Below are 20,938 nucleotides of genomic sequence, written 5' to 3'. Positions count from 1 at the left end.
AAAAATCCAAAATAGTTTATTGTTGTACAAAAGTCGTATCGCATCCTATAATGACAGAATTCAATTCAATCCTCAAATCTGCTTCATATGGCTCGACATTCCTGCCCTTTTCTTCAAGTATGCGGATGACAGGCCTATCACTCAGACCCGCGTTCTGCCGGCAGACAACGCCTTTCCTGCCATCATTCAGCTCAACTGTAACACCCACAGGATATACAGCGACCGCTTGACGAAAAACTTCGATTATCCTCTTATCAAATAACTTTTCTGCCCCTGCATACAAAATCTCCAGACCTTCATGCGGAAGCATAGCCTGTCTGTAAATGCGATTAGATGTTACTGCATCAAACACATCGGCAATCGCAATAATCTTGCCGAAATCATGTATCTCGTCTCCCTCAAGGCCGCGCGGGTAGCCGGTACCATTCAAACGCTCATGATGCTGAAAGGCACAATGTGCAACAAGGAGCGGAATCGTCTCTACTTTTCTTAATATATTAAATCCATCTTCAGGGTGCTTCTTTATTGATTCAAATTCTTTCACTGTCAATTTACCCGGTTTCAAAAGAATATCTGCCGGCACCTTCATTTTTCCTACATCATGGAGAATAGCACCTAGCCCCAGGATTTCAAGTTCCTTTGGCAGGAGCTGAAGCTTCATCCCGATTGCCAGAGAATAAAGGGTTACATTCAGGGAGTGTGTGAAAATATAGTGGTCATATGTATAAACATCTGATAAGATCGTAAGCAGCTCTCTATTTCCCCTTATTTCATCGATTAGCTGACGAATTAGCCCTGATAGCCGTTTAGAGGCTTTCTCAATCACTAAAGAGCCTGATAAATCTTTATTTGCTCCTACTTCCTTCAGAACCGATTCTATGGTTTGGATAGCCATCGTTCGCATTTTGGCAGACAGAGGGTCCTTATATTGGATATCTTCAGTGCGCCAATCCCTGATATACACATACGTAATACCCATTTCCTGCAATTTATGTATCAATTTATCAGCCAGCTCCACACCTTCATGCAAGAGGACCTGACCCTTGTCATTATATATTGCCTTGGCCAAAACGCTGCCAGTCTCAATTGTATTGGTTGCTGCTAATCTCATATGTATCTCCCATATCCTTTTTTCAGTGCTACTTTATATTTCGGGTATAATTTGGTTTTATTTACATTATACGACAAAATTCCGGCATTGGCCGATGCTCTCTAATTTTTTATGAAAGTTGATTTTTAAGGATAACATAGGGTGCTCGCCTTCATTCCAGGGAGATTTTTTCTTCAATTTATGTTTTTTGTGTGCGGATAGCCAATTTTTACATGCGGATAAAAAAATTTATGTGCCGATAACCGTTTTTTATGTTCGGATAAAATACTTTATGTGCGGATAACCCGTATTAAAAAAATTTATGTCCGAAGTAAGCTCTTAATATAGATCCAATAAAAAAGACAGCCCTGTCAAGGCATGCCTTTAGATCATTTTAAGAAGTGCTTCTTTTCCTATCGTCCCTTTAACAATGCCCAGTTCCTCTGCCTCAAATGTGACAGATTCAAGGGGGCATTTAACAGCTGCTCTATGGTTTTTACGCCGACCGCCCTGCCGGCAATTACTTTGCGGTCCTTAAGCTTCTCATTCAGCAAAGCTACATCAAGGGCGCCGCACATGATATACCCTTTATCATTCGTTACCACCAGCAGATTGGTCTTCGGCAATTGCACCGATACACTCAAAAAAGTATGGCCATCTATATCAATCGGTTTTAAATCAATCATACTTGCCGCCACTCCTTTCCTTTTCCATTAACACAATATGTGAGGACAAGGAAAAGGGTGAAAGTGCCTGGCATCGCTTAAAATAAATCAAGCTGTCTGGGAGCGAGCTGCTGGTATTCGATATCAAGAAGTCCGATCATTTGTTTAGCATTGTCTGCAGCGTCACCGCCAGAGTTGTTATTGAAGACGACGAATACATTTTTACAATTTTTCTCAAGTTGTTTTAGATGTTCTGCCCATTCAGCCAGTTCTTTTTCGTTATAGCGGTAAAGATATCGGACCTCTCGCCAGTTATCTCCATTCTTTTTCTGCCAGCCATGAAAATTCCGGCCATGAAACCGAACAAGCACCTTATCAGGACTGGTTGATTCCAGGACAGTTGGAACAGAACCCTCACCGGCTTGCGGCTCGTCACAGATGCTGTGAATCCAGCCTTCTTCTCTCATAAATCTTAATGTACTTTCCTTTAACTCCGGTCGAAACCAGGATTGATGTCTGAATTCCAGGGCACAAGGGATATCCCCCATCTGCCCTTTGCACCAGCGAAGATAGTCGACATTGGCTTTTTTGCAGTCAAACCATGGCGGAAATTGAAACAGCACCATAGCCAGCTTGCCGGATTGGATATAAGGCTCTAATGAGTCCTTGAAAGCTGCAAACATTTCTTCTTTGCTTTCAAAGGGGATTTCGCCTCTCTGATGGCCGGTCATGCCCTGGTAGGCTTTTACTATGAATTGAAAAGATTCAGGTGTGTCTTTTACCCATTTGGAAGAGTTGCGCTTTGGCTGCACCGCATAAAAAGCAGAGTCCACCTCGACAGTTGGAAAATGGCCGGCGTACTCCTTTAATTTATCTCTCGGCGATATATTGCCTGTATAAAGGCTATCATGGTCGCCCCACCCTGTTACGCCTATAATAATCATTAAAACACCTCCGTTTTTTTGCCATAAGTATTTTAAGAATAATAATTTAAAACCGTTTTTCACAAAGGGTTATATCTTCACTTTAGCAATTAAATCATTAATTTTCCAAAATTTAAACAGTTTCTGCCCTTCTCAGCCTCTTACCATTAAAAAACCCGCTTACCATGGCCGGTAAACGGGTTTTCATAAAATATTTATTAACCGATAGAACCTTCCATTTCGAATTTAATCAGGCGGTTCATCTCTACTGCGTATTCCATTGGAAGTTCTTTCGTAAATGGCTCGATGAAGCCCATTACGATCATTTCTGTTGCTTCTTCCTCTGAGATTCCACGGCTCATTAGATAGAATAACTGTTCTTCTGATACTTTTGAAACCTTCGCTTCATGCTCAAGAGAGATGTTGTCGTTCAGGATTTCATTGTAAGGAATCGTATCTGAAGTTGACTGGTTATCCATGATTAAAGTATCACACTCGATGTTGGCACGTGCACCTTCCGCTTTGCGGCCGAAGTGAACGATTCCGCGGTAAGTTACTTTACCGCCCTGCTTGGAAATCGATTTCGATACAATCGTCGAAGAAGTGTTTGGTGCAAGGTGGATCATTTTCGCACCTGCATCCTGGTGCTGTCCCTTACCTGCTAATGCAATGGAAAGGGTCATGCCGCGTGCACCTTCCCCTTTAAGAATAACTGCCGGATATTTCATTGTCAGTTTTGAACCGATGTTTCCGTCAATCCATTCCATTGTTGCGTTTGATTCACAAACAGCACGCTTCGTAACCAGGTTAAACACGTTGTTCGCCCAGTTCTGGATGGTTGTATAACGGCAGTATGCGTCTTTTTTAATGATGATTTCAACAACCGCACTGTGAAGTGAGTTTGTTGTGTAAACAGGTGCTGTACAGCCCTCTACATAGTGTACATGTGCGCCTTCATCAACAATGATTAATGTACGCTCAAACTGCCCCATGTTCTCAGAGTTAATGCGGAAATATGCCTGCAGCGGCGTATCAACCTTAATCCCTTTAGGAACATAAATGAACGATCCGCCAGACCAAACCGCTGAGTTTAATGCAGCGAATTTGTTATCTGTTGGAGGGATAACCTTTGCCCAATGCTCACGGAAAATATCTTCATTTTCGCGAAGAGCGGAATCGGTATCTTTGAACACAATTCCTTTCGCTTCAAGGTCTTCCTGCATGTTATGGTAAACAACCTCTGATTCATACTGGGCAGAAACACCTGCAAGATACTTCTGCTCTGCTTCAGGAATACCCAATTTATCAAATGTCTGTTTAATTTCGTCTGGAACCTCATCCCAAGAGCGTTCAGTTTTTTCAGAAGGCTTTACATAATACGTAATTTCATCAAAGTTTAATGACGCTAAATCTCCGCCCCATTGCGGCATAGGCATGTTATAGAAATGCTCCAATGATTTTAAACGGAAGTCAAGCATCCATTGTGGCTCTTCCTTCAATTTTGAAATCTCTTCAACAATTTCTTTTGTCAAACCGCGTTTTGATCGGAAAATGGAAACGTCTTTATCGGCAAAACCATACTTGTAATCGCCGATCTCAGGCATTTTTTTTGCCATCGTCGTATTCCTCCATTCGTATGAGAAAGGGTCTTCACACCCCATCATTTCATTATATTTTAGCACACAAGGCAGATGAAAAAATTTTTAATCAAACGTTTGATTGATTTATTCCTGTTCTTCTTTCTCCGTGCTAACGCCTTTTTCCATTGCTTTCCATGCCAATGTAGCGCATTTGATTCTGGCAGGGAATTGGGAAACTCCTGGAGAGCTTCGATATCGCCAAGATCCAGGTCGTCTTCATCATATTCTTTTCCCAGCATCATGTCTGAGAAAACTTTGGAAAGCTTTAATGCTTCTTCAATATTTTTGCCCTTGATGGCTTGAGTCATCATGGAAGCCGAGGACATGGAAATGGAACATCCTTCGCCTTCAAACTTCGCATCTGCCACTTTGCCATCTTCAAGCTTCAGCGTCAATTGAATCCGGTCTCCGCAAGTAGGGTTATTCATATTGATCGTCAGGCTGTCATCTTCAAGTACCCCTTTATTACGAGGGTTTTTATAATGATCCATTATAACCTGGCGGTAAAGGGTATCTAAATTTTTAGAAGACATCGCTGAAATACTCCTTTGTTTTGACAAGCCCTGAAACAAGCTTATCAATATCTTCTTCCGTATTGTACAGATAGAAGCTTGCACGTGCAGTTGCCGACACCTTGAGCCACTTCATCAGCGGCTGTGCACAATGGTGGCCGGCCCGGACTGCAATTCCTTCTGCATCCAATACAGTAGCCACATCATGAGGATGGACAACATTTATATTAAAAGTAATTACTCCGGCGCGCTTTGACGCTTCTTTTGGACCATATATGGTCATTCCGTCTATAGCAGACATTTTTTCCAAGGCATATGCAGCCAGTTTATGCTCATAGGCTTCAATTTCATTCAGGCCGATCTGCTCCAGGAAATCAATGGCTGCTCCTAATCCAATCGCACCTGCAATAATTGGCGTACCGCCTTCGAATTTCCAGGGAAGCTCCTTCCAAGTTGATTCATAAAGGCCTACAAAGTCAATCATTTCACCGCCAAACTCAATCGGCTCCATTTTTTCAAGATGCTTTTTCTTTCCATACAGAACACCAATGCCTGTAGGGCCGCACATCTTATGGCCGGAAAAAGCAAGGAAATCACAATCCAGGTCTTGAACATCAACTTTCAAATGTGGAGCACTTTGTGCACCATCTACAACCATGATTGCTCCATTTTCATGGGCAATTTTCGCAATATCCTTGATTGGATTTATCACACCAAGTACATTCGATACTTGCATGATAGACACAATTTTCGTATTGCTTGTCACAGTTTCCCTAACATCATCAAGAGATATTGTTCCATCTTCCTGAAGAGGAAGGTATTTTAAGGTGGCACCCGTTTGTTTTGCTACCTGCTGCCAGGGAATGATATTGCTGTGATGCTCCATATAAGAGATAACAATCTCATCGCCTTTGTTCAGGTTGTCACGCCCATAGCTTGCTGCTACAGTATTGAGTGCAGTTGTTGTTCCTCTTGTAAAAATAACTTCCTCAGTCGATTTAGCGTTAATGAATTTACGCACCTTTTCCCGGGCGCCTTCATAGCCATCAGTCGCTCTAGTACCCAGGGTATGGACTCCTCTATGAACATTCGAGTTGTATTCCCGGTAGTATTTGTCAAGCGCTTCAATCACCGGAACAGGTTTTTGGGAAGTAGCGGAACTGTCCAAATAAACAAGAGGCTTTCCATTGACTTCCTGGTCCAGAATGGGAAACATTTGCCGAATCTCACGGGCATTCATTATTTTACTTTCCTTTCAATAACGGCTGTCAGCTGCTTTTTAACCCCTTCGATAGGAAGAGCATTCACAACTGGCGCTAAGAAGCCGTGAATAACAAGACGCTCTGCCTCTTTTTGCGAGATACCGCGGCTCATTAGATAGTAAAGCTGCAATGGATCCACACGGCCAACTGAAGCTGCGTGTCCTGCTGTTACATCATCTTCATCAATTAATAGGATAGGGTTTGCATCGCCGCGGGCTTTTTCGCTTAGCATCAGTACGCGTGATTCCTGCTCAGCATTTGACTTAGAAGCTCCATGCTCAATTTTGCCGATTCCATTAAAGATGGATGATGCAGAGTCTTTCATAACACCATGCTTTAAGATGTATCCTTCAGAATTCTTTCCGAAATGAACAACCTTCGTTGTAAAGTTTTGAGTCTGTTCCCCGCGACCTACAACAACTGTTTTTGTGTCTCCGAAAGACCCGTCTCCAATAAGGTTGGTTGTGTTTTCAGATACTGTATTGCCATCATTCATGAGGCCAAGAGCCCATTCAATGCGGGCATCACGTCCTGCAACACCACGGCGGTTCACATAAGCTGTTGTTCCTTTAGCAAGTGTGTCAACAGCACCATACTGAACGCTTGCATTTGCATTGGCAATTACTTCTGTAACTATATTGAATATGCCGTTTGCTTCCTCAACTGTAGAAACATAGTTTTCTACATACGTCACAGAGCTGTTATCATCAGCTGCAACCAATACGTGGTTGAATAAGTTGGCTTCTTTATCATCATGAATATATACAGCCTGAATAGGCGCCGAAACTTCCACGTTTTTCGGAATATACAAGAACGCTCCGCCGTTAAAAAGTGCCGCGTGCAATGCAGTTAAACGGTGTTCATCCGTTTTGACGCCGTCCTTCATAAAATACTTCTGAAGCAGGTCGCCATGTTCTCTTGCCGCCGTAAAGATATCTGTGAAAATAACACCTTTTTCCTGCAACTCTTTAGAAACAGCCAAATAGGTTGGTCTATTATTACGCTGAATGTATAGGTTCTGATCGCCGGCTTCAGTGTCAATCAGATTTCTGACATCCTCAGGAAGGTCGTTTAATGAAGAAAAATCTTCGCTTCCAACGATGTGCTTTTCAAACTGTGTAAAGTTCCATTTATCTATCTTGGTTTTATCAGGCTTTGGCATTGGCAGGTTTTCCGCGTTTGCAAGCGCATTTAGACGGAGTTCTGTCAGCCATGCCGGCTCGCCCATATCTTTTGAAAAGGAACTAACATATTCCTTATCAAATGGTAATTTTATTTCCGTTGTCATAGTGATCCCCCTAACGCTTACGCTTCTTGCCCAACTGTTTCGTCTTCAATGCCCAGTTCTTTTTTAATCCAGTCATACCCTTCAGCTTCTAAGCGCTGTGCAAGCTCTGGACCGCCAGATTTTACAACGCGTCCCTGCATCATCACGTGAACATGGTCAGGAGTGATGTAGTTTAGAAGGCGCTGGTAGTGTGTGATGATTAAGCAGCCAAACTCTTCGCCGCGCATTTCATTGATTCCTTTAGAAACAACCTTCAATGCATCGATATCCAAACCGGAATCAATTTCGTCAAGGATCGCAATTTTAGGCTCAATCATCATTAATTGAAGAATTTCATTGCGCTTCTTTTCACCGCCTGAGAAGCCTTCATTTAAATAACGCTGAGCCATATCAAGATCCATTTCAAGAAATTCCATCTTGCTGTCCATTTTGCGGATGAATTTCATAAGAGAAATTTCATTGCCTTCCTCAAGGCGGCTGTTAATTGCAGAACGTAAAAAATCGGCATTTGTTACACCGCTGATTTCACTTGGATATTGCATTGCAAGGAATAGGCCCGCTCGTGCGCGTTCGTCAACTTCCATTTCAAGAACATCTTCACCATCTAATGTGATGCTTCCCTGTGTAACTTCATATTTAGGATGGCCCATGATTGCAGAAGATAGAGTTGATTTACCTGTACCGTTCGGCCCCATAATGGCGTGAATTTCTCCGCCTTTGATTTCAAGGTTTACACCTTTTAATATTTCTTTTCCCTCAATAGCAACATGAAGGTCTTTAATTGTAAGTACTGATCCTGCCATAATATATACCTCCGTCAATAAAAGAAGATTTGTAAATCGGCCTGCAGCCGCAAATCTCTATTCTCATTTTATTCTCATTACAATCTTATAACAAATCAAATGTCATAGCAACTCTTTAAGACCATTAACAAACTTTTCAAACAAAAATGTTTAGAAAGCCTGTAAATATAGATTTTATCATATTAACTTAATGGCATCAAAGTGAAAATAACCGGGAACCTGGCATGTCCTATCTATTTTTTCCCGGGACTGTAATTTCATGTATTGCAAAAAGAAAACCAGTGCATAATTGGCACTGGTTTCTATTTTCTTCATTATTATATATACCATTAACCTAGGAATGAATTTTTCTTTCAAGATCTGCAACTAAGCGCTGGCTTTGAAGATAATCTTCTTCGCGTTTTTTTCAACTTCCATTCGAATATCATGTTTCCGGCTGTACACTTCATATCCAACTCCATGGGCAGCTTGCATAGCTTTTTCCATTTCACTCGTGTAGTTCAGCTGTAACTGACTGATAATGAATCAATCCTTTCGGTTTTTATGCTTTCGCATTTAGTTTTACATCTAAAATCTTAACACTCACCATATACCCCGCACAAAGCGGAAAAAACCTGATTTTTTTAGCAAAATAAGGAACGAGAACCCATGAGGCGCTTTCATAATGCGCATTCTTAAAATACTGGCCATATCCTCTGGATTAATGGTTGTTTCAATAATTTTCTGAAATTACCATAAAAAATAAAACTCCTGCTATTGAGCAGGAGCTGCTTATTAATGATTTTGCTGATTTAATTCTGTCATAGCCTCCTGGACAAGCGTAACCGCCTGGCTCATTGCGGCACCGCCGCCAAAAGCTGCAGTAACTCCTACTGCCTCTAGAATTTCTTCTTCTGACGCACCTTGATCGATGCATCCTTTCGTATGATAAATAATGCAATATTCATCCTGAGAATATAAGCTGATTCCAAGGGCAATCAGCTGCTTCTCCTTTTGGGATAAAACCCCTTCCTTAAAACAGGCTTCTGTAAAAGCATTATAATGCTGTGCTAAATCAGGCATTTTTTCAGTGAAAACACCCAATCCAACTTTATAGTCATGAAGGGCTGCTTCTATCGAGTTTGAAGGTTCATGATAATGTTCCATTCGGCTTCACTCCATTTCGAAATAGTTTCAAGGTTAGTATGTTTGATTACTATTCAATCTATACGGGAAGCGGGCCTGAGATATGGCAATTAAAGCGGAAGCGCCCTGCCCACTCCCGACCTTCGAGGAGGCAGGCGCTAGAACTGGACTGTTATCGACGTTCAAAAATTATACCTATACTATAAAAAAAACAGGCGCATAGACGCCTGCTTTTTTAACTCTTACTCAGATACCGGTACAACGGCACCTTCATATTTTTCAAGAATGAAATCCTGAATTTCTTTAGAACGAAGCACTTCTACAAGAGCTTTAATTCCTTCTTTTTCTTCATCGCCTGAGCGGACAGCAATTACATTTACGTATGGGGAATCTTTGTCTTCAATTGCAATTGAATCCTTAAGAGGATTCAATCCGGCATCAATTGCATAATTGGAGTTGATCAGGACTGCATCCCCTTCTTCATTATTGTAGATTTGAGGAAGAAGTGAAGCTTCATATTCAGTATCAAACTTTAACTTTTTAGGATTGTCTTTAATATCTTCCAGAGTTGCTTCGGTTTTTTCTACATCTTCATTTAAAGTAATAAGTCCCTCTGCTTCAAGCATGGAAAGTATACGGCCATGGTCTGCTACTGAGTTGCTCATGATGATAGATGCACCCTCAGGAAGTTCGTCAAGGCTCTTATATTTTTGAGAATATACTCCGATTGGCTCGATATGAATTCCGCCTGCATTTGTAAAATCATATCCATGTTCAGCTTTCTGTGACTCAAGGTAAGGAATGTGCTGGAAATAGTTTGCATCCAGCTCCTTAGACTCAAGAGCCTGGTTTGGCAATACATAATCCTGGAATGGTACAACATCAAGTTCAAAGCCTTTTTCTTCAAGTAATGGCTTTGCCTCTTCAAGGATTTCAGCGTGTGGGACGTTGGAAGCCCCTACTGTAATTTTAGTGCTTTCTTTACTTTCTCCGCCTTCACCGGCATTGCCGTCTTCTTCTGACGTTCCGCAAGCTGCAAGAACAAGTGCTACTGCAAGTGCAAGAGCAAGTGATAACCATTTTTTCATATGAATCTCTCCTTAACGTTTGTCTAATTTAGTTGTTATGATATCTCCAATAAACTGGATGATAAATACGATGATTAGAATAATGACAGTCGCCATAAGCGTCACATCACTGCGGCTCCTCTGGAATCCTTCCAGGTAAGCAAGGTTTCCAAGTCCGCCAGCACCGATGACACCGGCCATGGCCGTGTAGCCAACAAGCGCGATGGCTGTAACGGTAATTCCTGAAACAAGGGCGGGCATTGATTCCGGAAGCAGAACCTTCCAGATAATCGTGCTTGTTTTTGCCCCCATAGACTTGGCCGCTTCAATTACACCTTTATCTATTTCCCTCAAGCCTATTTCCACCATACGGGCATAAAAAGGGGCGGCACCAATAATTAATGCAGGCAGTGCTGCATCTTCCCCGATCATTGTTCCTAGAAGAAACTTGGTAAATGGAATCAATAACACGATCAGAATAATAAACGGAATTGAGCGGAATATATTGACGAAAGCAGAAATAACTTTATTAATTGCTGCGTTTTCCCAGATGTTACCCTTGGAAGTCAGGAAGAGCAGCAATCCCAGAATTGCACCTAAAATAAAAGTTGCGAGAACAGAAATAGCTGTCATATATAGGGTTTCCATTGTAGCTTCCCACATGGAATCCCATTTCACATTTGGAAACCATTCGTTAAGCATTGGAAATCACCTCCACGCCAACCTGCTGAGAATGAATAAATTCAATGGCTTTTGCAACTTCCTCTGCTTCTCCATCAACATGGATGAATAAAGTACCGTAAGAACCATTCTGTGTCTGGGAAATCTTTCCTTGAAGGATATTTACGGTTACCTGGAAATTACGGATCAGGTTTGTAATCAACGGCTGTTCAGCTGATTCGCCGACAAACCCTAATTGCACTACTTTTCCTTTTGGATACAAATCGACCAGATGATCAATCGTTTCCTTAGTTTCTTCAGGCTCTGTCACCTGCTGTACAAACCGCTTTGTAATCACAGCTTTGGGATTCCTAAATACATCCAATACAGGCCCGATTTCAACAATTCGGCCGCCTTCCATGACTGCAACCCGATGGCAGATTTTACGGATAACGTGCATTTCATGAGTAATTAGGACAATCGTTAAGCCCAGACGCTCATTGATGTCAACAAGCAGCTCCAAAATGGAATCTGTAGTCTGCGGATCAAGTGCAGATGTCGCCTCATCACAAAGCAGTACTTTTGGATTGTTGGCAAGGGCTCTAGCAATTCCAACCCTTTGTTTTTGACCGCCGCTGAGCTGGGAAGGATAGGCATCTTCTCTTCCTTCGAGGCCAACGAGTTTAATGAGCTCGTCTACCCTTTTCAGCCTTTCCTGCCGGGAAACACCAGCAATTTCAAGCGGAAAAGCGATATTCTCTCTTACCGTTCTCGACCATAATAGGTTGAAATGCTGGAAGATCATGCTTATTACCTGACGCGCTTTTCTTAGCTTGCTTCCCTTTATCTTTGAAACCTCATTTCCTGCAACTGTCACACTGCCATGGGTAGGAAGCTCCAGCCCATTCAGCATGCGGATCAAGGTACTTTTACCTGCACCGCTATATCCGATAACTCCGAAGATTTCTCCTTCCTTTACTTCCAGGTTTACATTGTCAACAGCTTTTACCTGGCCTTTTTTTGAAGAGAAAATCTTCTGTACATCTTTTATAGAAATCAACGTGAATTGTCACCTCTTTAATCGAAAGATACAGATTATAATTATTAGACTGCTTATATTCCCCTATTTTTTACTCCTTATAGGCTTTCATGCGCTAAAAGCAAAAATGCCTTTCTGCACATGAGCAGAAAGGCATTAAAAATTAAGTCCTTTCTCTCATCTGTCAAAGCTATGCTTTGAGTGAATTGGCACCATTTCAAATAATTGACGGTTGCCGGGCTTCATAGGGCACTTCCCTCCACCTCTCTTGATAAGAGCGTAACGATTTATATTCAATTAATATTTTAATAAATTAAGCAGTTTATTAATTACGTTTGCTATCGTATCATAGCCATCAAAAAGGTGTCAACGAAGAAATTTTAAACTTTCGGAAAAAAATGAATGGTAAATTTTCCTTTATGCTTTTGCAGAAAGTGATGTAATGCCTGCAGCTGCTTCGATCGCCTGTTCCAGATCTTCAATCAAATCTTCCGCATTCTCGATTCCGATAGAAATTCGAATTAGATCCTCCGGCACTCCCGCAGCTTTTAAACCTTCTTCATCAAGCTGCTGGTGAGTTGTACTTGCAGGGTGGATAATCAGGCTCTTTGCATCCCCGACATTTGCCACATGTGCCCAAAGCTTCAGGCTGTTTATTAGCTTGGCACCTGCTTCTCTTCCGCCAGCAATTCCAAACACAACCACAGCTCCTGCTCCTTTCGGCATGTATTTATCCGCCAATTTTTTATCCGGATGGCTTTCATTTCCAGGATACAGGACCCAATTAACAGCTGGATGCGCCTCTAGATACTCCACTACTTTTTTCGTGTTGGCAACATGCTCTTTCATCCGTACATGCAAAGTTTCAAGCCCCAATGTGAATTGAAATGCACTTTGCGCACTCATAGCAGGCCCTAAGTCTCTCAAAAGCTGTACGCGTGCTTTGATAATATAAGCCGCCTCGCCAATTGCTTCGCTATAGACAATATCATGGTAGCTGGGATCTGGCTCTGTAAAGCCCGGGAACTTATGGGAATTCCAGTCAAATTTTCCTCCGTCTACAATAATTCCTCCCATTGTTGTTCCATTGCCGAGCAGCCATTTAGTCGCAGAGTGTATAACAATGTCAGCCCCATGTTCGATCGGCCTGCATAGATAAGGTGTAGCAAAAGTGTTATCGACAATCAGCGGCACACCATTCTCGTGTGCAATTGCTGCTACCTTTTCAATATCCAGGATTTTTAAGCTTGGGTTCCCTATCGTTTCGGCAAAGATGGCCTTTGTTTTATCTGTAATCGCGTTACGGAAATTTTCCGGCTCTTTTGGATCAACCAGTTTCACTTTAATTCCATACTTGGGAAGTGTGACTGCAAACAAATTATAAGTACCGCCATATAAATTGGACGCAGCAATAATTTCATCCCCTGCTTCAGCTATGTTTAAAATGGCAAGCGTAATGGCAGATTGTCCGCTTGCAAGAGCCAGGGCACCAACTCCTCCTTCAAGCAAGGCCACTCTTTCCTCAAATACACTTACAGTCGGATTATGTATCCTGCTATAAATATATCCTGGCTCTTTAAGAGCAAAGAGATCTGCAGCGTGATCTGTATTCTTGAACTGGTAAGCATTGTTCTGGTAAATCGGTACCGCCCTTGCGCCAGTTACAGGGTCTGGCTTCAGTCCCCCATGCACTCCAATTGTTTCAAAACGGTATTTTTTTTGTTTATCAGTCATTGCTTTCTCTCCTCTATAAAAATTTTAGTATTTCTTATCGAAAAACTAAGAAAAATGCAAGGTGCCTGGAGCTAGACAGTTATCAAATTTCAAAGAAAAAAGTCTGATATTATGAAAAAACCCTCTTCATAAGAAGAGGGTTTTATCGTCTCTTCTTATCTTCCAGAGCATCCCGCTCTGCTGGATTTAGCACCGTGTACTTTACCGGTTGCCGGGCTTCGCTGGGCCAGTCCCTCCGCCTCTCTTGATAAGAATATTCAGTTAATTGATATTAAAACGATATTATCATACTATTTAAAAAATGGTCAAGTATTGTGATATGAAATTTTCCCTAAACAGAAAAAGGATTCGAGGAGCAATTTTTTTCTGAAGGTGGTTTCCATCTTTATTTTATTTTGGAAAATAGCATCCCTTAACTTTAACTCGCCTGAAATCAGTGACAGCACAGCTTCTTCAGAGCCCGAGACCTCCACATCAAAATTACTGGTGTGACTGGCCTTCCGGATTTCCCCATTCATAATTTCCAGAGGAATGCTTATATTTCCCGCCTTAATAAGCAAAGAGAAATTTGATTTTCTTAAAAAGTATCCAAGATGACCTTTAGACTTTAATTCCCGGATAAATACATCAGGTAAATCCTTCACAGCCTCACCTCTTTTAATGGGTTTATCATCTTTAATATTCAGTAATAAATGGCTTCAATCCTTTAATTTTCTTTCGACAAAATCAGAAGATCGCTGGAGCCAGACAGTTCTCGCATTTCAAATTTATTAATTCTGGAAGAACCAGAAAGACAATACCTGTTTATTAGGCATTGTCTTTCATTTCCCGAGAAATATGTCAGATTATACTGTTTTTACGGAAGGTGATGCAGTTTTTGTCTTTTTATAGTTTTTGAAAACAAAGAAAAAATAGAGAGAGCCAATCAAATATAAAGAAGCTGTAATGGAGAATACGAGTGCATATCCCCAATAATCTCCATATCTCATGACAATTCCTGTTGAAATAGGCCCCATTACAGCCCAGCCCAGATTGAAAACCATCTGATTAACGGAGTTTGCCAGCCCTTTCATCGAATCATTTACCCTAGACATCATCAGCGACATTTGTATTGGGTTTCCAGCATTCATTAATGCCTGCCGGAACAAAAAGCCGATGGCAGCCAGCCAAAGATTCTCTGTATAAGCAGTTAAAAGCAGAAAAGGAAGTGACATGAGCTGCAGGATTACAACTGCTCTGACTTCTCCCACCTTCCTTACCACAACCGGGCCGATAATCATAGCAAAAGCTGTGGCAGCCTGCCCTAATGAAATAATAATGCCAATGGCTGAATTGGAAGCTTCAAAACGGTCTGCGAAGTATAGATTTAGATAAGGGATAACCAGTCCTGCTCCAATTCCTATCAGCAGCTGCGCAAAAGCAAACATGGCGATAATTTTGACGCCTTCATTATTAGCGGATAGGTTTTTGAACGAAAAACCTTTTATGCCTCTTACATCGTTTTTATCTTTCGGAGCTTCTGCGAAACGAAGGATGGGAACAAGGCCTGCTATGAAGAAAACACTTGCAATCAGAAGTGTAATCCGGATGCTGGTGAGCTGGTCCACAAATAAAGAAAATACATCCGTAAAGATGCCTCCGCTTAAGTTTCCGATTACATTTGCACCCGTCATAATGGCAAAATGGATGCTGAATAAATGAACCCTTTGGTCAGCCTTAGAATTCTCAGCCAGCCATGGTATGCCGGATACTTGCAGAAATGCTGTAGTCAGCCCTGTAAAAAAGGCAAATAAAATCAGGAGTTCCTGCATTTCAACCATACTTCTGAAAAGCATAGCGACACCCGTTGCAACAGCCCCGAACAGCATCGCTCTTTTTCTTCCAATTCGGTCGCTTGCGATTCCTGCCGGCACAAGAATCAGTGCTGTGGCGAGTGCAGTCATAGATATGATTTGCCCATTCACACTTTCGGAGTAGCCAAGCTCCCTTATGTAAAAATTATAGATTACCATGAATATCCCAAAGCCTATTTGTGTAAGGATATTCGCCATAAAAGCCAATTTTATATTGCGGTTATAGCCTTTAAATTGGCCTGCCCACTCCTTGTAAAATGCCATCCGGATCCCTTCCTGCACTGTATGTTTATTTCGATTCCCTAAGTATCATACTCTTTCAAAAGGATTTTGTAAATATATTTAGAATATTGAAAAGGCGAATTTCTATATTTTTTTAAAATGCAAAAAACCAGGAAGCTTTGCTCCTGGCTTTCTCAATAGATGCTTCTGATTCTATCCAACAAATAGGGAACTGATCGGAATGCATATAATTTTTCCTGTAAATTTCCTTCTTTAAAGATGAGAAGACAAGGTACGCTTTCCACTCCCCATTGTTCAGCCAATTGCGGCATATAATTTAAGTCCGCTTTCCCAATCTTTTGATCAGGCAGCAATTGTTCTGTAACTGTCAGCATCTTTCCTGCCATCTGACAGGTTCCGCACATAGGCGTGTACAAATAGATAAGGGCAGTTTCTTGCCCGTTAACCGCTTCCTCAATCTCCAGCTGCGACCATTCCTGCATTTTATCATCCTTACTTTATCTGTCTAAATATTGTGTATAAACGTCAATATTAGCTCCCAGCAGCACTGTAGCCAAATGATGTTCCGGTGCTGTCGCTACTTCTCTGTACATTCTATCGATGTATAGATGCTCTGCCTCTGGAAATTCCCTTTTAAACTGTTTTCTCAGCTTTTCACCGGCTGAATCGGCATCCACCAATATATATACATCCTTATCAAACAGTGTGTCAATTAATTCATCCAGCTTGGTAATGCTTATTGTTCCATTTGTGCAGATAATCTCTACAGGTTCTCTTATTATGTTTTTAACCTTCGTTTTATCTGACTTTCCCTCGACAATAATAACTTTTTCCGGAATTCCCTCGTTCATCGTCATCACCTGAAAGGAGTTATTTTGAAACTGTTGCTTTAATGTTAGCTGTTTACTCATGAGATTGATCTTAGATTGTAAATATCCCGTTGATTTCCGCTGGGAGAAATGAGAGCCTCCTGCAGGATATTGAATAAGCTTCCTGAATTAGCATCTGTACAAAGAAAATGCGGAAGCTTTTTCGAGGATCAAGTGCCCTCCGCCCCAATCAACTCAGTTGACAAACTTAGTTTATCGTAAGCAAAGTTTACAAAACAGCCAAATTTAAAAAACCAGTCTTACATTGGTACTTATCTTAATATATTCAATATTCTCGGTTATGGTGTGAATCTCCTGCCCATATTGGAGGTTAGGACTGCGCTGATTTTACATATTATTCTACAGCTTGATAAAGGAAATATTTTTGAAGAAAAATAATCATTGTAGTACTCTTAAACAGCCTATTTCATTGTATGCCCGGTAATATTGCTTTATCCTATTAAATAAACAGCGGAATCCATTCCGCTGTTTACAGTAGTCAGCACCAGCCGCCTTCGTCACAGTCTGTGTAGCGCTCTTGCGCTTTATCTGGAACGGAGACATTCTGATATATTTTTTGGTGGTCGGTCTCAAAATGATGGGCCAGGTTAAAGGAAGAGCCTTCAGGAAGGCTGATTTGGCCAATTTTTTCGTTCTCAAGATAAAGATCAATCCCATTACTTTTAAGCTTGCCGACAACCCGATCTGTAATATCGATTTTCTGCTGATTCAATGTCATGGGTAACCAATCCTTTCATGCTTTTGGGTATCTATAGTTTGCCCTTTCTCTGCAAAAGAAAAAATAGCAATTAAAGCCAGTTAGAAAAGCGCAAGCGCCTTGTCCACCCCGACAATCACAAGACGAGCCTTACAGAAAGGCGTCCTTTGCCTTTTTGGGAGGATTGCCTGAAATGTGGAGGCGACTGCCCAGGCACGACAGGCATAAGACGGTTCCTGTAAGAAGGCGTTTTTCCTTCTGAAAGGAATCGGCTTATGCTTCCGAGTCCCCAGGAGCCGCAACTAGACAAACCGAAATGTGGAGGCGATTGCTCAGGGACGACAAGCATAAGACGAGCCCTGCAAGAAGGTGTTCTTTCCTTCTGGAAGGGATTGGCTTATGTCTCGAGTCCCTAGGAGCCGCAACTAGACAAGCTTGTGACCTCGAGGGGGTAGGCGCTGGAGCTAGACAGGTTTCGAAGTACATAGATACAAATTCTAATAGCAGAACCCTTGATCAGCCCCTCAGTTACATAAACAGCATGAAAGCCGGTTCTTATAGAACCGGCTTTCATACATTAGTCTTCGTTTGTCATTTCTTCATATTGCTCAGCAGTCATCAAGCTCTCTACTTCGCTTAAATCTGAAGGCTCCACCACAACCATCCATGCTTTTTCATATGGGGATTCGTTTACGAATTCAGGGTTGTCGTTAAGGTCTTCATTTACTTCAACCACTTTACCGCTTAATGGCGCATAAAGTTCAGAAACTGTTTTTACAGATTCTACGCTTCCGAATGGCTCGTTTGCATTTAGCTCATCGCCAACTTCAGGAAGCTCAACAAATACGATGTCACCAAGTTCTGATTGCGCGAAATGCGTAATCCCGATACGTACTTTCCCATCTTCTGTTTTTACCCACTCATGCTCTTCTGAATAACGTAATTCTTTTGGTGTGCTCATTATGTATCCCTCCAAATTAATATTTCAATTTATGATCAGTAAATCGATCTCATGGTTAAATATGGCTTAAAAGGCTAAAGTCCAGCGCTTAGGAAAGCCATGTCTTTTCATATTCCTCTTCTTTGAAGCCCACTGTTACCTTTTCTCCATCTGTCAGCAGCGGACGCTTAATCAGCATGCCGTCTGTTGCCAAAATATCGAGCAGTTCTTCTTCCATAGAGGTCTTCACCTTGTCCTTCAGTCCGAGTTCCCGGTATTTTTGACCACTCGTATTAAAGAACTTTTTCAGTTCTAAACCGCTCTTTTTATAAAGCGTTTCAAGTTCGCTTCGAGAAGGCGGATTGTCTGTTATATGTATTTCTTCATAGGACAGATTATGTTCATCAAGCCATTTCTTGGCCTTTCGGCATGTCCCGCATTTAGGATACCAATAAAAAGTCAACGCCATTTTTTCACCACCCATTTTAGCAAATTCAGGCTTATCCAAAATTGCTGCCTTTTAATTGAATAGTAACATAAATGGATGACAAAGCATAACATTGATCTCCAAATTTATATTCGACAAATTTCTATATTATCCTTCTGGCAAAAAAATTTTTGAAGGGTTATTTTTGGCAAAAAATAAAGCTCCCTTCATGATGAAGAGAGCCTAAGATCAATTAAACTGTAAAACGTTCCGCGTCGATCAGTTTTTCTGATGCTTCACGCTTCTTTGCAATGACGTTGATTGGGGTGTGGCGGGTAAATTTGCGAAGTGCTGACATCATCATGCGCAGAGCATCGCCGTTTTCTACTGCCACAAGTGTTTCTTTTGCATCCTGCTCGATTTTGTTAAATGCTTCCTGGCAGAAGATTTGAGTGTAAAGAAGTTTTTGCTTGTTCTTTTCAAGCCCTGCCTTTTCAATAGCCTTTTCCGTACGGAGAACAACCGACTCCATTACATAAGCATTTGATATAATATCCGCAATGTTCACGAGCACTTCCTGTTCTTTTTCAAGAGCTTTTCCGTACTTCTGTGCTGCTAAACCAGCTGCAAGCAAGCCGATTTTCTTTGCATTTTTCACCAGATATTTTTCCTGTGCAAGCGGCTCGTCACCAGGCTCTTCAGGCATCAACATCATAAGCTCTTCCTGCAGTGCCTGGGCTTTCTGGAATAATGGAAGCTCTCCTTTTAATGCTTTGCGGAGGTACGTGCCCGGCACCAATAGACGATTGATTTCGTTTGTTCCTTCGAAAATACGGTTAATGCGTGAATCACGGTAAGCTCTTTCAATCTCATATTCAGCCATGAAACCGTAGCCTCCGTGGATCTGAACACCCTCATCTACTACATAGTCGAGGACTTCCGTATTAAAGAATTTATTCATGGAGCACTCTATAGCATATTCAGCGATTGACTTCGCCACTTCTTTTCCATCTTTCACTTCTTCGTCCGAAAGCTTGCTCATACGGTCCTCGAATAAGCCTACAGTCCGGTATACTGCACTTTCAGCGGCATATATCTTAGAAGCCATTGTTCCCAGTTTCTCTTTTGTCAAATTAAACTGAGAGATTGGTGTCTTAAACTGCTGGCGCTGATTGGCATATTGAACAGCAAGTTCGAATGCCCGCTTCGCACCGCCGACTGCTCCAACACCTAACTTATAGCGGCCAATATTTAATATATTAAATGCAATCACATGTCCCTTGCCAAATTCACCAAGAAGGTTTTCCTTTGGCACCTGGGCATCTTCAAGAATTAACGTACGGGTAGAAGAGCTCTTAATTCCCATTTTCTTTTCTTCTGCTCCTACAGAAACACCCGGGAACTCCCTTTCAACGATAAATGCTGAGAAGTGTTCACCGTCAATTTTTGCGTATACTACGAATACATCTGCGAAGCCTGCATTCGTTATCCATTGCTTTTCCCCGTTTAATACATAGTGCGTACCTTCTGCATTCAGCTTGGCAGTCGTCTTTGCTCCAAGAGCATCAGAACCTGAGCTTGGCTCCGTCAATGCATAAGCAGCAAGTTTTTCGCCGGTAGCTAATGCAGGAAGGTATTTTTGCTTTTGCTCTTCATTTCCGAAAAGAACAATTGGAAGGGAACCAATTCCAACATGTGCACCATGCGAGATGGAAAAGCCGCCTGCACGCGCCATTTTCTCGGCTATAAGTGCAGAGCTAACTTTATCTAAAGCAAGTCCCCCGTATTCCTCTGGAACATCTGCGCCTAATAGTCCGAGGTCTCCAGCTTGCTTCAATAACTTTACCGAACGGTCAAATTCGTGGTTTTCCAGATGCTCAATTTGCGGAACAACTTCATTTACAACATAATCTTCAGTCGTCTTAGCAATCATAACCTGCTCATCTGTATAGTCTTCAGGCGTAAAAACCCGGTCATAGGAAACATCTTCGATTAAAAAGCTTCCGCCTTTGATAAGGTTTTCAGTTTGGTTTGACATTTTCTTATTTCCTCCATTCTGTTTTGCGGAGAAGCCTTTGGC

20 protein-coding genes, 2 pseudogenes and 2 riboswitches are annotated in these 20,938 nt (G+C 41.7%); all 22 genes and pseudogenes read right to left on the bottom strand.

Features of this window, described 5'->3' with window-relative positions:
- Nucleotides 1-16: 16 nt before the first annotated feature.
- Nucleotides 17-1,111 carry an HD-GYP domain-containing protein gene (locus M5V91_RS25775; protein WP_009331725.1) on the bottom strand — a complete coding sequence of 365 codons (1,095 nt, stop codon included), beginning with the start codon at nt 1,109-1,111 and terminating at the stop codon, nt 17-19.
- A 363-nt stretch (nt 1,112-1,474) separates the two neighbouring features.
- Nucleotides 1,475-1,776, bottom strand: a pseudogene (locus M5V91_RS25770) (YunC family protein).
- 77 nt (nt 1,777-1,853) lie between these two features.
- Complete coding sequence (locus M5V91_RS25765; protein WP_009331727.1) at nt 1,854-2,699, bottom strand: DUF72 domain-containing protein; 846 nt, start codon at nt 2,697-2,699, stop codon at nt 1,854-1,856.
- A gap of 197 nt (nt 2,700-2,896) precedes the next feature.
- The gene (sufB, locus tag M5V91_RS25760; RefSeq protein ID WP_009331728.1) at nt 2,897-4,294 is read right to left on the bottom strand and encodes a Fe-S cluster assembly protein SufB; all 1,398 of its coding nucleotides are present in this window, start codon (nt 4,292-4,294) and stop codon (nt 2,897-2,899) included.
- 108 nt (nt 4,295-4,402) lie between these two features.
- Nucleotides 4,403-4,851: pseudogene (gene sufU, locus M5V91_RS25755) on the bottom strand (Fe-S cluster assembly sulfur transfer protein SufU).
- Nucleotides 4,841-6,070: a cysteine desulfurase gene (locus tag M5V91_RS25750; RefSeq protein ID WP_251175025.1), complete on the bottom strand. Its 1,230-nt coding sequence runs from the start codon at nt 6,068-6,070 to the stop codon at nt 4,841-4,843. The pseudogene sufU and the gene M5V91_RS25750 overlap by 11 nt, the downstream one beginning before the upstream one ends.
- Nucleotides 6,070-7,380, bottom strand: a complete 1,311-nt coding sequence (gene sufD / locus M5V91_RS25745) for a Fe-S cluster assembly protein SufD (RefSeq protein ID WP_009331731.1) — start codon at nt 7,378-7,380, stop codon at nt 6,070-6,072. Before sufD ends, M5V91_RS25750 begins: the two co-directional genes overlap by 1 nt.
- A gap of 17 nt (nt 7,381-7,397) precedes the next feature.
- Complete coding sequence (gene sufC, locus M5V91_RS25740; RefSeq protein WP_009331732.1) at nt 7,398-8,183, bottom strand: Fe-S cluster assembly ATPase SufC; 786 nt, start codon at nt 8,181-8,183, stop codon at nt 7,398-7,400.
- 366 nt (nt 8,184-8,549) lie between these two features.
- Nucleotides 8,550-8,657, bottom strand: a complete 108-nt coding sequence (locus M5V91_RS31155) for a YuzK family famiily protein (RefSeq protein ID WP_500797331.1) — start codon at nt 8,655-8,657, stop codon at nt 8,550-8,552.
- Between the two features lie 300 nt (nt 8,658-8,957).
- The gene (locus M5V91_RS25735) at nt 8,958-9,329 is read right to left on the bottom strand and encodes a carboxymuconolactone decarboxylase family protein (protein WP_009331734.1); all 372 of its coding nucleotides are present in this window, start codon (nt 9,327-9,329) and stop codon (nt 8,958-8,960) included.
- 221 nt (nt 9,330-9,550) lie between these two features.
- Entirely contained in the window at nt 9,551-10,396 is an 846-nt protein-coding gene (locus tag M5V91_RS25730; RefSeq protein ID WP_009331735.1) for a MetQ/NlpA family ABC transporter substrate-binding protein, read from the bottom strand.
- 12 nt (nt 10,397-10,408) lie between these two features.
- Nucleotides 10,409-11,077 carry a methionine ABC transporter permease gene (locus tag M5V91_RS25725; RefSeq protein WP_009331736.1) on the bottom strand — a complete coding sequence of 223 codons (669 nt, stop codon included), beginning with the start codon at nt 11,075-11,077 and terminating at the stop codon, nt 10,409-10,411.
- Nucleotides 11,070-12,095, bottom strand: coding sequence for a methionine ABC transporter ATP-binding protein (locus tag M5V91_RS25720; RefSeq protein WP_284521584.1), 1,026 nt, complete (start codon nt 12,093-12,095; stop codon nt 11,070-11,072). The genes M5V91_RS25725 and M5V91_RS25720 overlap by 8 nt, the downstream gene beginning before the upstream one ends.
- Before the next feature lie 153 nt (nt 12,096-12,248).
- A riboswitch (SAM riboswitch) is annotated at nt 12,249-12,352 on the bottom strand.
- Nucleotides 12,353-12,491: 139 nt separating this feature from the next.
- Nucleotides 12,492-13,808, bottom strand: a complete 1,317-nt coding sequence (locus M5V91_RS25715; protein WP_251175024.1) for an O-acetylhomoserine aminocarboxypropyltransferase/cysteine synthase family protein — start codon at nt 13,806-13,808, stop codon at nt 12,492-12,494.
- A 152-nt stretch (nt 13,809-13,960) separates the two neighbouring features.
- Nucleotides 13,961-14,062, bottom strand: a riboswitch (SAM riboswitch).
- A gap of 51 nt (nt 14,063-14,113) precedes the next feature.
- The gene (locus M5V91_RS25710) at nt 14,114-14,326 is read right to left on the bottom strand and encodes an SCP2 sterol-binding domain-containing protein (protein ID WP_251156305.1); all 213 of its coding nucleotides are present in this window, start codon (nt 14,324-14,326) and stop codon (nt 14,114-14,116) included.
- Between the two features lie 327 nt (nt 14,327-14,653).
- Nucleotides 14,654-15,925: an MFS transporter gene (locus M5V91_RS25705; protein WP_251175023.1), complete on the bottom strand. Its 1,272-nt coding sequence runs from the start codon at nt 15,923-15,925 to the stop codon at nt 14,654-14,656.
- Between the two features lie 152 nt (nt 15,926-16,077).
- The gene (locus M5V91_RS25700) at nt 16,078-16,386 is read right to left on the bottom strand and encodes a thioredoxin family protein (RefSeq protein ID WP_217033893.1); all 309 of its coding nucleotides are present in this window, start codon (nt 16,384-16,386) and stop codon (nt 16,078-16,080) included.
- A gap of 15 nt (nt 16,387-16,401) precedes the next feature.
- Entirely contained in the window at nt 16,402-16,755 is a 354-nt protein-coding gene (locus tag M5V91_RS25695; protein WP_034296067.1) for a toprim domain-containing protein, read from the bottom strand.
- A 517-nt stretch (nt 16,756-17,272) separates the two neighbouring features.
- The gene (locus M5V91_RS25690) at nt 17,273-17,512 is read right to left on the bottom strand and encodes a YusG family protein (RefSeq protein WP_009331743.1); all 240 of its coding nucleotides are present in this window, start codon (nt 17,510-17,512) and stop codon (nt 17,273-17,275) included.
- A gap of 556 nt (nt 17,513-18,068) precedes the next feature.
- The gene (gene gcvH, locus M5V91_RS25685; protein WP_251175022.1) at nt 18,069-18,452 is read right to left on the bottom strand and encodes a glycine cleavage system protein GcvH; all 384 of its coding nucleotides are present in this window, start codon (nt 18,450-18,452) and stop codon (nt 18,069-18,071) included.
- A gap of 88 nt (nt 18,453-18,540) precedes the next feature.
- Nucleotides 18,541-18,900, bottom strand: a complete 360-nt coding sequence (locus M5V91_RS25680) for an arsenate reductase family protein (protein ID WP_026041835.1) — start codon at nt 18,898-18,900, stop codon at nt 18,541-18,543.
- Nucleotides 18,901-19,111: 211 nt separating this feature from the next.
- A complete protein-coding gene (locus M5V91_RS25675; protein WP_251175021.1) occupies nt 19,112-20,896 on the bottom strand; it encodes an acyl-CoA dehydrogenase FadE in 1,785 nt (594 codons plus the stop codon).
- Nucleotides 20,897-20,938 lie beyond the last annotated feature (42 nt).

This window comes from Cytobacillus pseudoceanisediminis (assembly GCF_023516215.1).
GTDB classification, from domain to species: Bacteria; Bacillota; Bacilli; order Bacillales; family Cytobacillaceae; genus Cytobacillus; species Cytobacillus pseudoceanisediminis.
Note: the sequence above shows the minus strand (reverse complement) of the source record. Positions and strands in the feature narration are given on the sequence as shown.

Bases quoted from the DNA above. Each gene is read 5' to 3' on its own strand.
- gcvH (WP_251175022.1), bottom strand. From the start codon at position 18,452: ATGAGCACACCAAAAGAATTACGTTATTCAGAAGAGCATGAGTGGGTA.
- M5V91_RS25750 (WP_251175025.1), bottom strand. From the start codon at position 6,070: ATGAATGCCCGTGAGATTCGGCAAATGTTTCCCATTCTGGACCAGGAA.
- M5V91_RS25705 (WP_251175023.1), bottom strand. From the start codon at position 15,925: ATGGCATTTTACAAGGAGTGGGCAGGCCAATTTAAAGGCTATAACCGC.
- M5V91_RS25680 (WP_026041835.1), bottom strand. From the start codon at position 18,900: ATGGCGTTGACTTTTTATTGGTATCCTAAATGCGGGACATGCCGAAAG.
- sufD (WP_009331731.1), bottom strand. From the start codon at position 7,380: ATGACAACGGAAATAAAATTACCATTTGATAAGGAATATGTTAGTTCC.
- M5V91_RS25700 (WP_217033893.1), bottom strand. From the start codon at position 16,386: ATGCAGGAATGGTCGCAGCTGGAGATTGAGGAAGCGGTTAACGGGCAA.
- M5V91_RS25715 (WP_251175024.1), bottom strand. From the start codon at position 13,808: ATGACTGATAAACAAAAAAAATACCGTTTTGAAACAATTGGAGTGCAT.
- M5V91_RS25675 (WP_251175021.1), bottom strand. From the start codon at position 20,896: ATGTCAAACCAAACTGAAAACCTTATCAAAGGCGGAAGCTTTTTAATC.
- M5V91_RS25690 (WP_009331743.1), bottom strand. From the start codon at position 17,512: ATGACATTGAATCAGCAGAAAATCGATATTACAGATCGGGTTGTCGGC.
- sufC (WP_009331732.1), bottom strand. From the start codon at position 8,183: ATGGCAGGATCAGTACTTACAATTAAAGACCTTCATGTTGCTATTGAG.
- M5V91_RS31155 (WP_500797331.1), bottom strand. From the start codon at position 8,657: ATGCAAGCTGCCCATGGAGTTGGATATGAAGTGTACAGCCGGAAACAT.
- M5V91_RS25730 (WP_009331735.1), bottom strand. From the start codon at position 10,396: ATGAAAAAATGGTTATCACTTGCTCTTGCACTTGCAGTAGCACTTGTT.
- M5V91_RS25710 (WP_251156305.1), bottom strand. From the start codon at position 14,326: ATGAATGGGGAAATCCGGAAGGCCAGTCACACCAGTAATTTTGATGTG.
- sufB (WP_009331728.1), bottom strand. From the start codon at position 4,294: ATGGCAAAAAAAATGCCTGAGATCGGCGATTACAAGTATGGTTTTGCC.
- M5V91_RS25725 (WP_009331736.1), bottom strand. From the start codon at position 11,077: ATGCTTAACGAATGGTTTCCAAATGTGAAATGGGATTCCATGTGGGAA.
- M5V91_RS25765 (WP_009331727.1), bottom strand. From the start codon at position 2,699: ATGATTATTATAGGCGTAACAGGGTGGGGCGACCATGATAGCCTTTAT.
- M5V91_RS25775 (WP_009331725.1), bottom strand. From the start codon at position 1,111: ATGAGATTAGCAGCAACCAATACAATTGAGACTGGCAGCGTTTTGGCC.
- M5V91_RS25695 (WP_034296067.1), bottom strand. From the start codon at position 16,755: ATGAACGAGGGAATTCCGGAAAAAGTTATTATTGTCGAGGGAAAGTCA.
- M5V91_RS25735 (WP_009331734.1), bottom strand. From the start codon at position 9,329: ATGGAACATTATCATGAACCTTCAAACTCGATAGAAGCAGCCCTTCAT.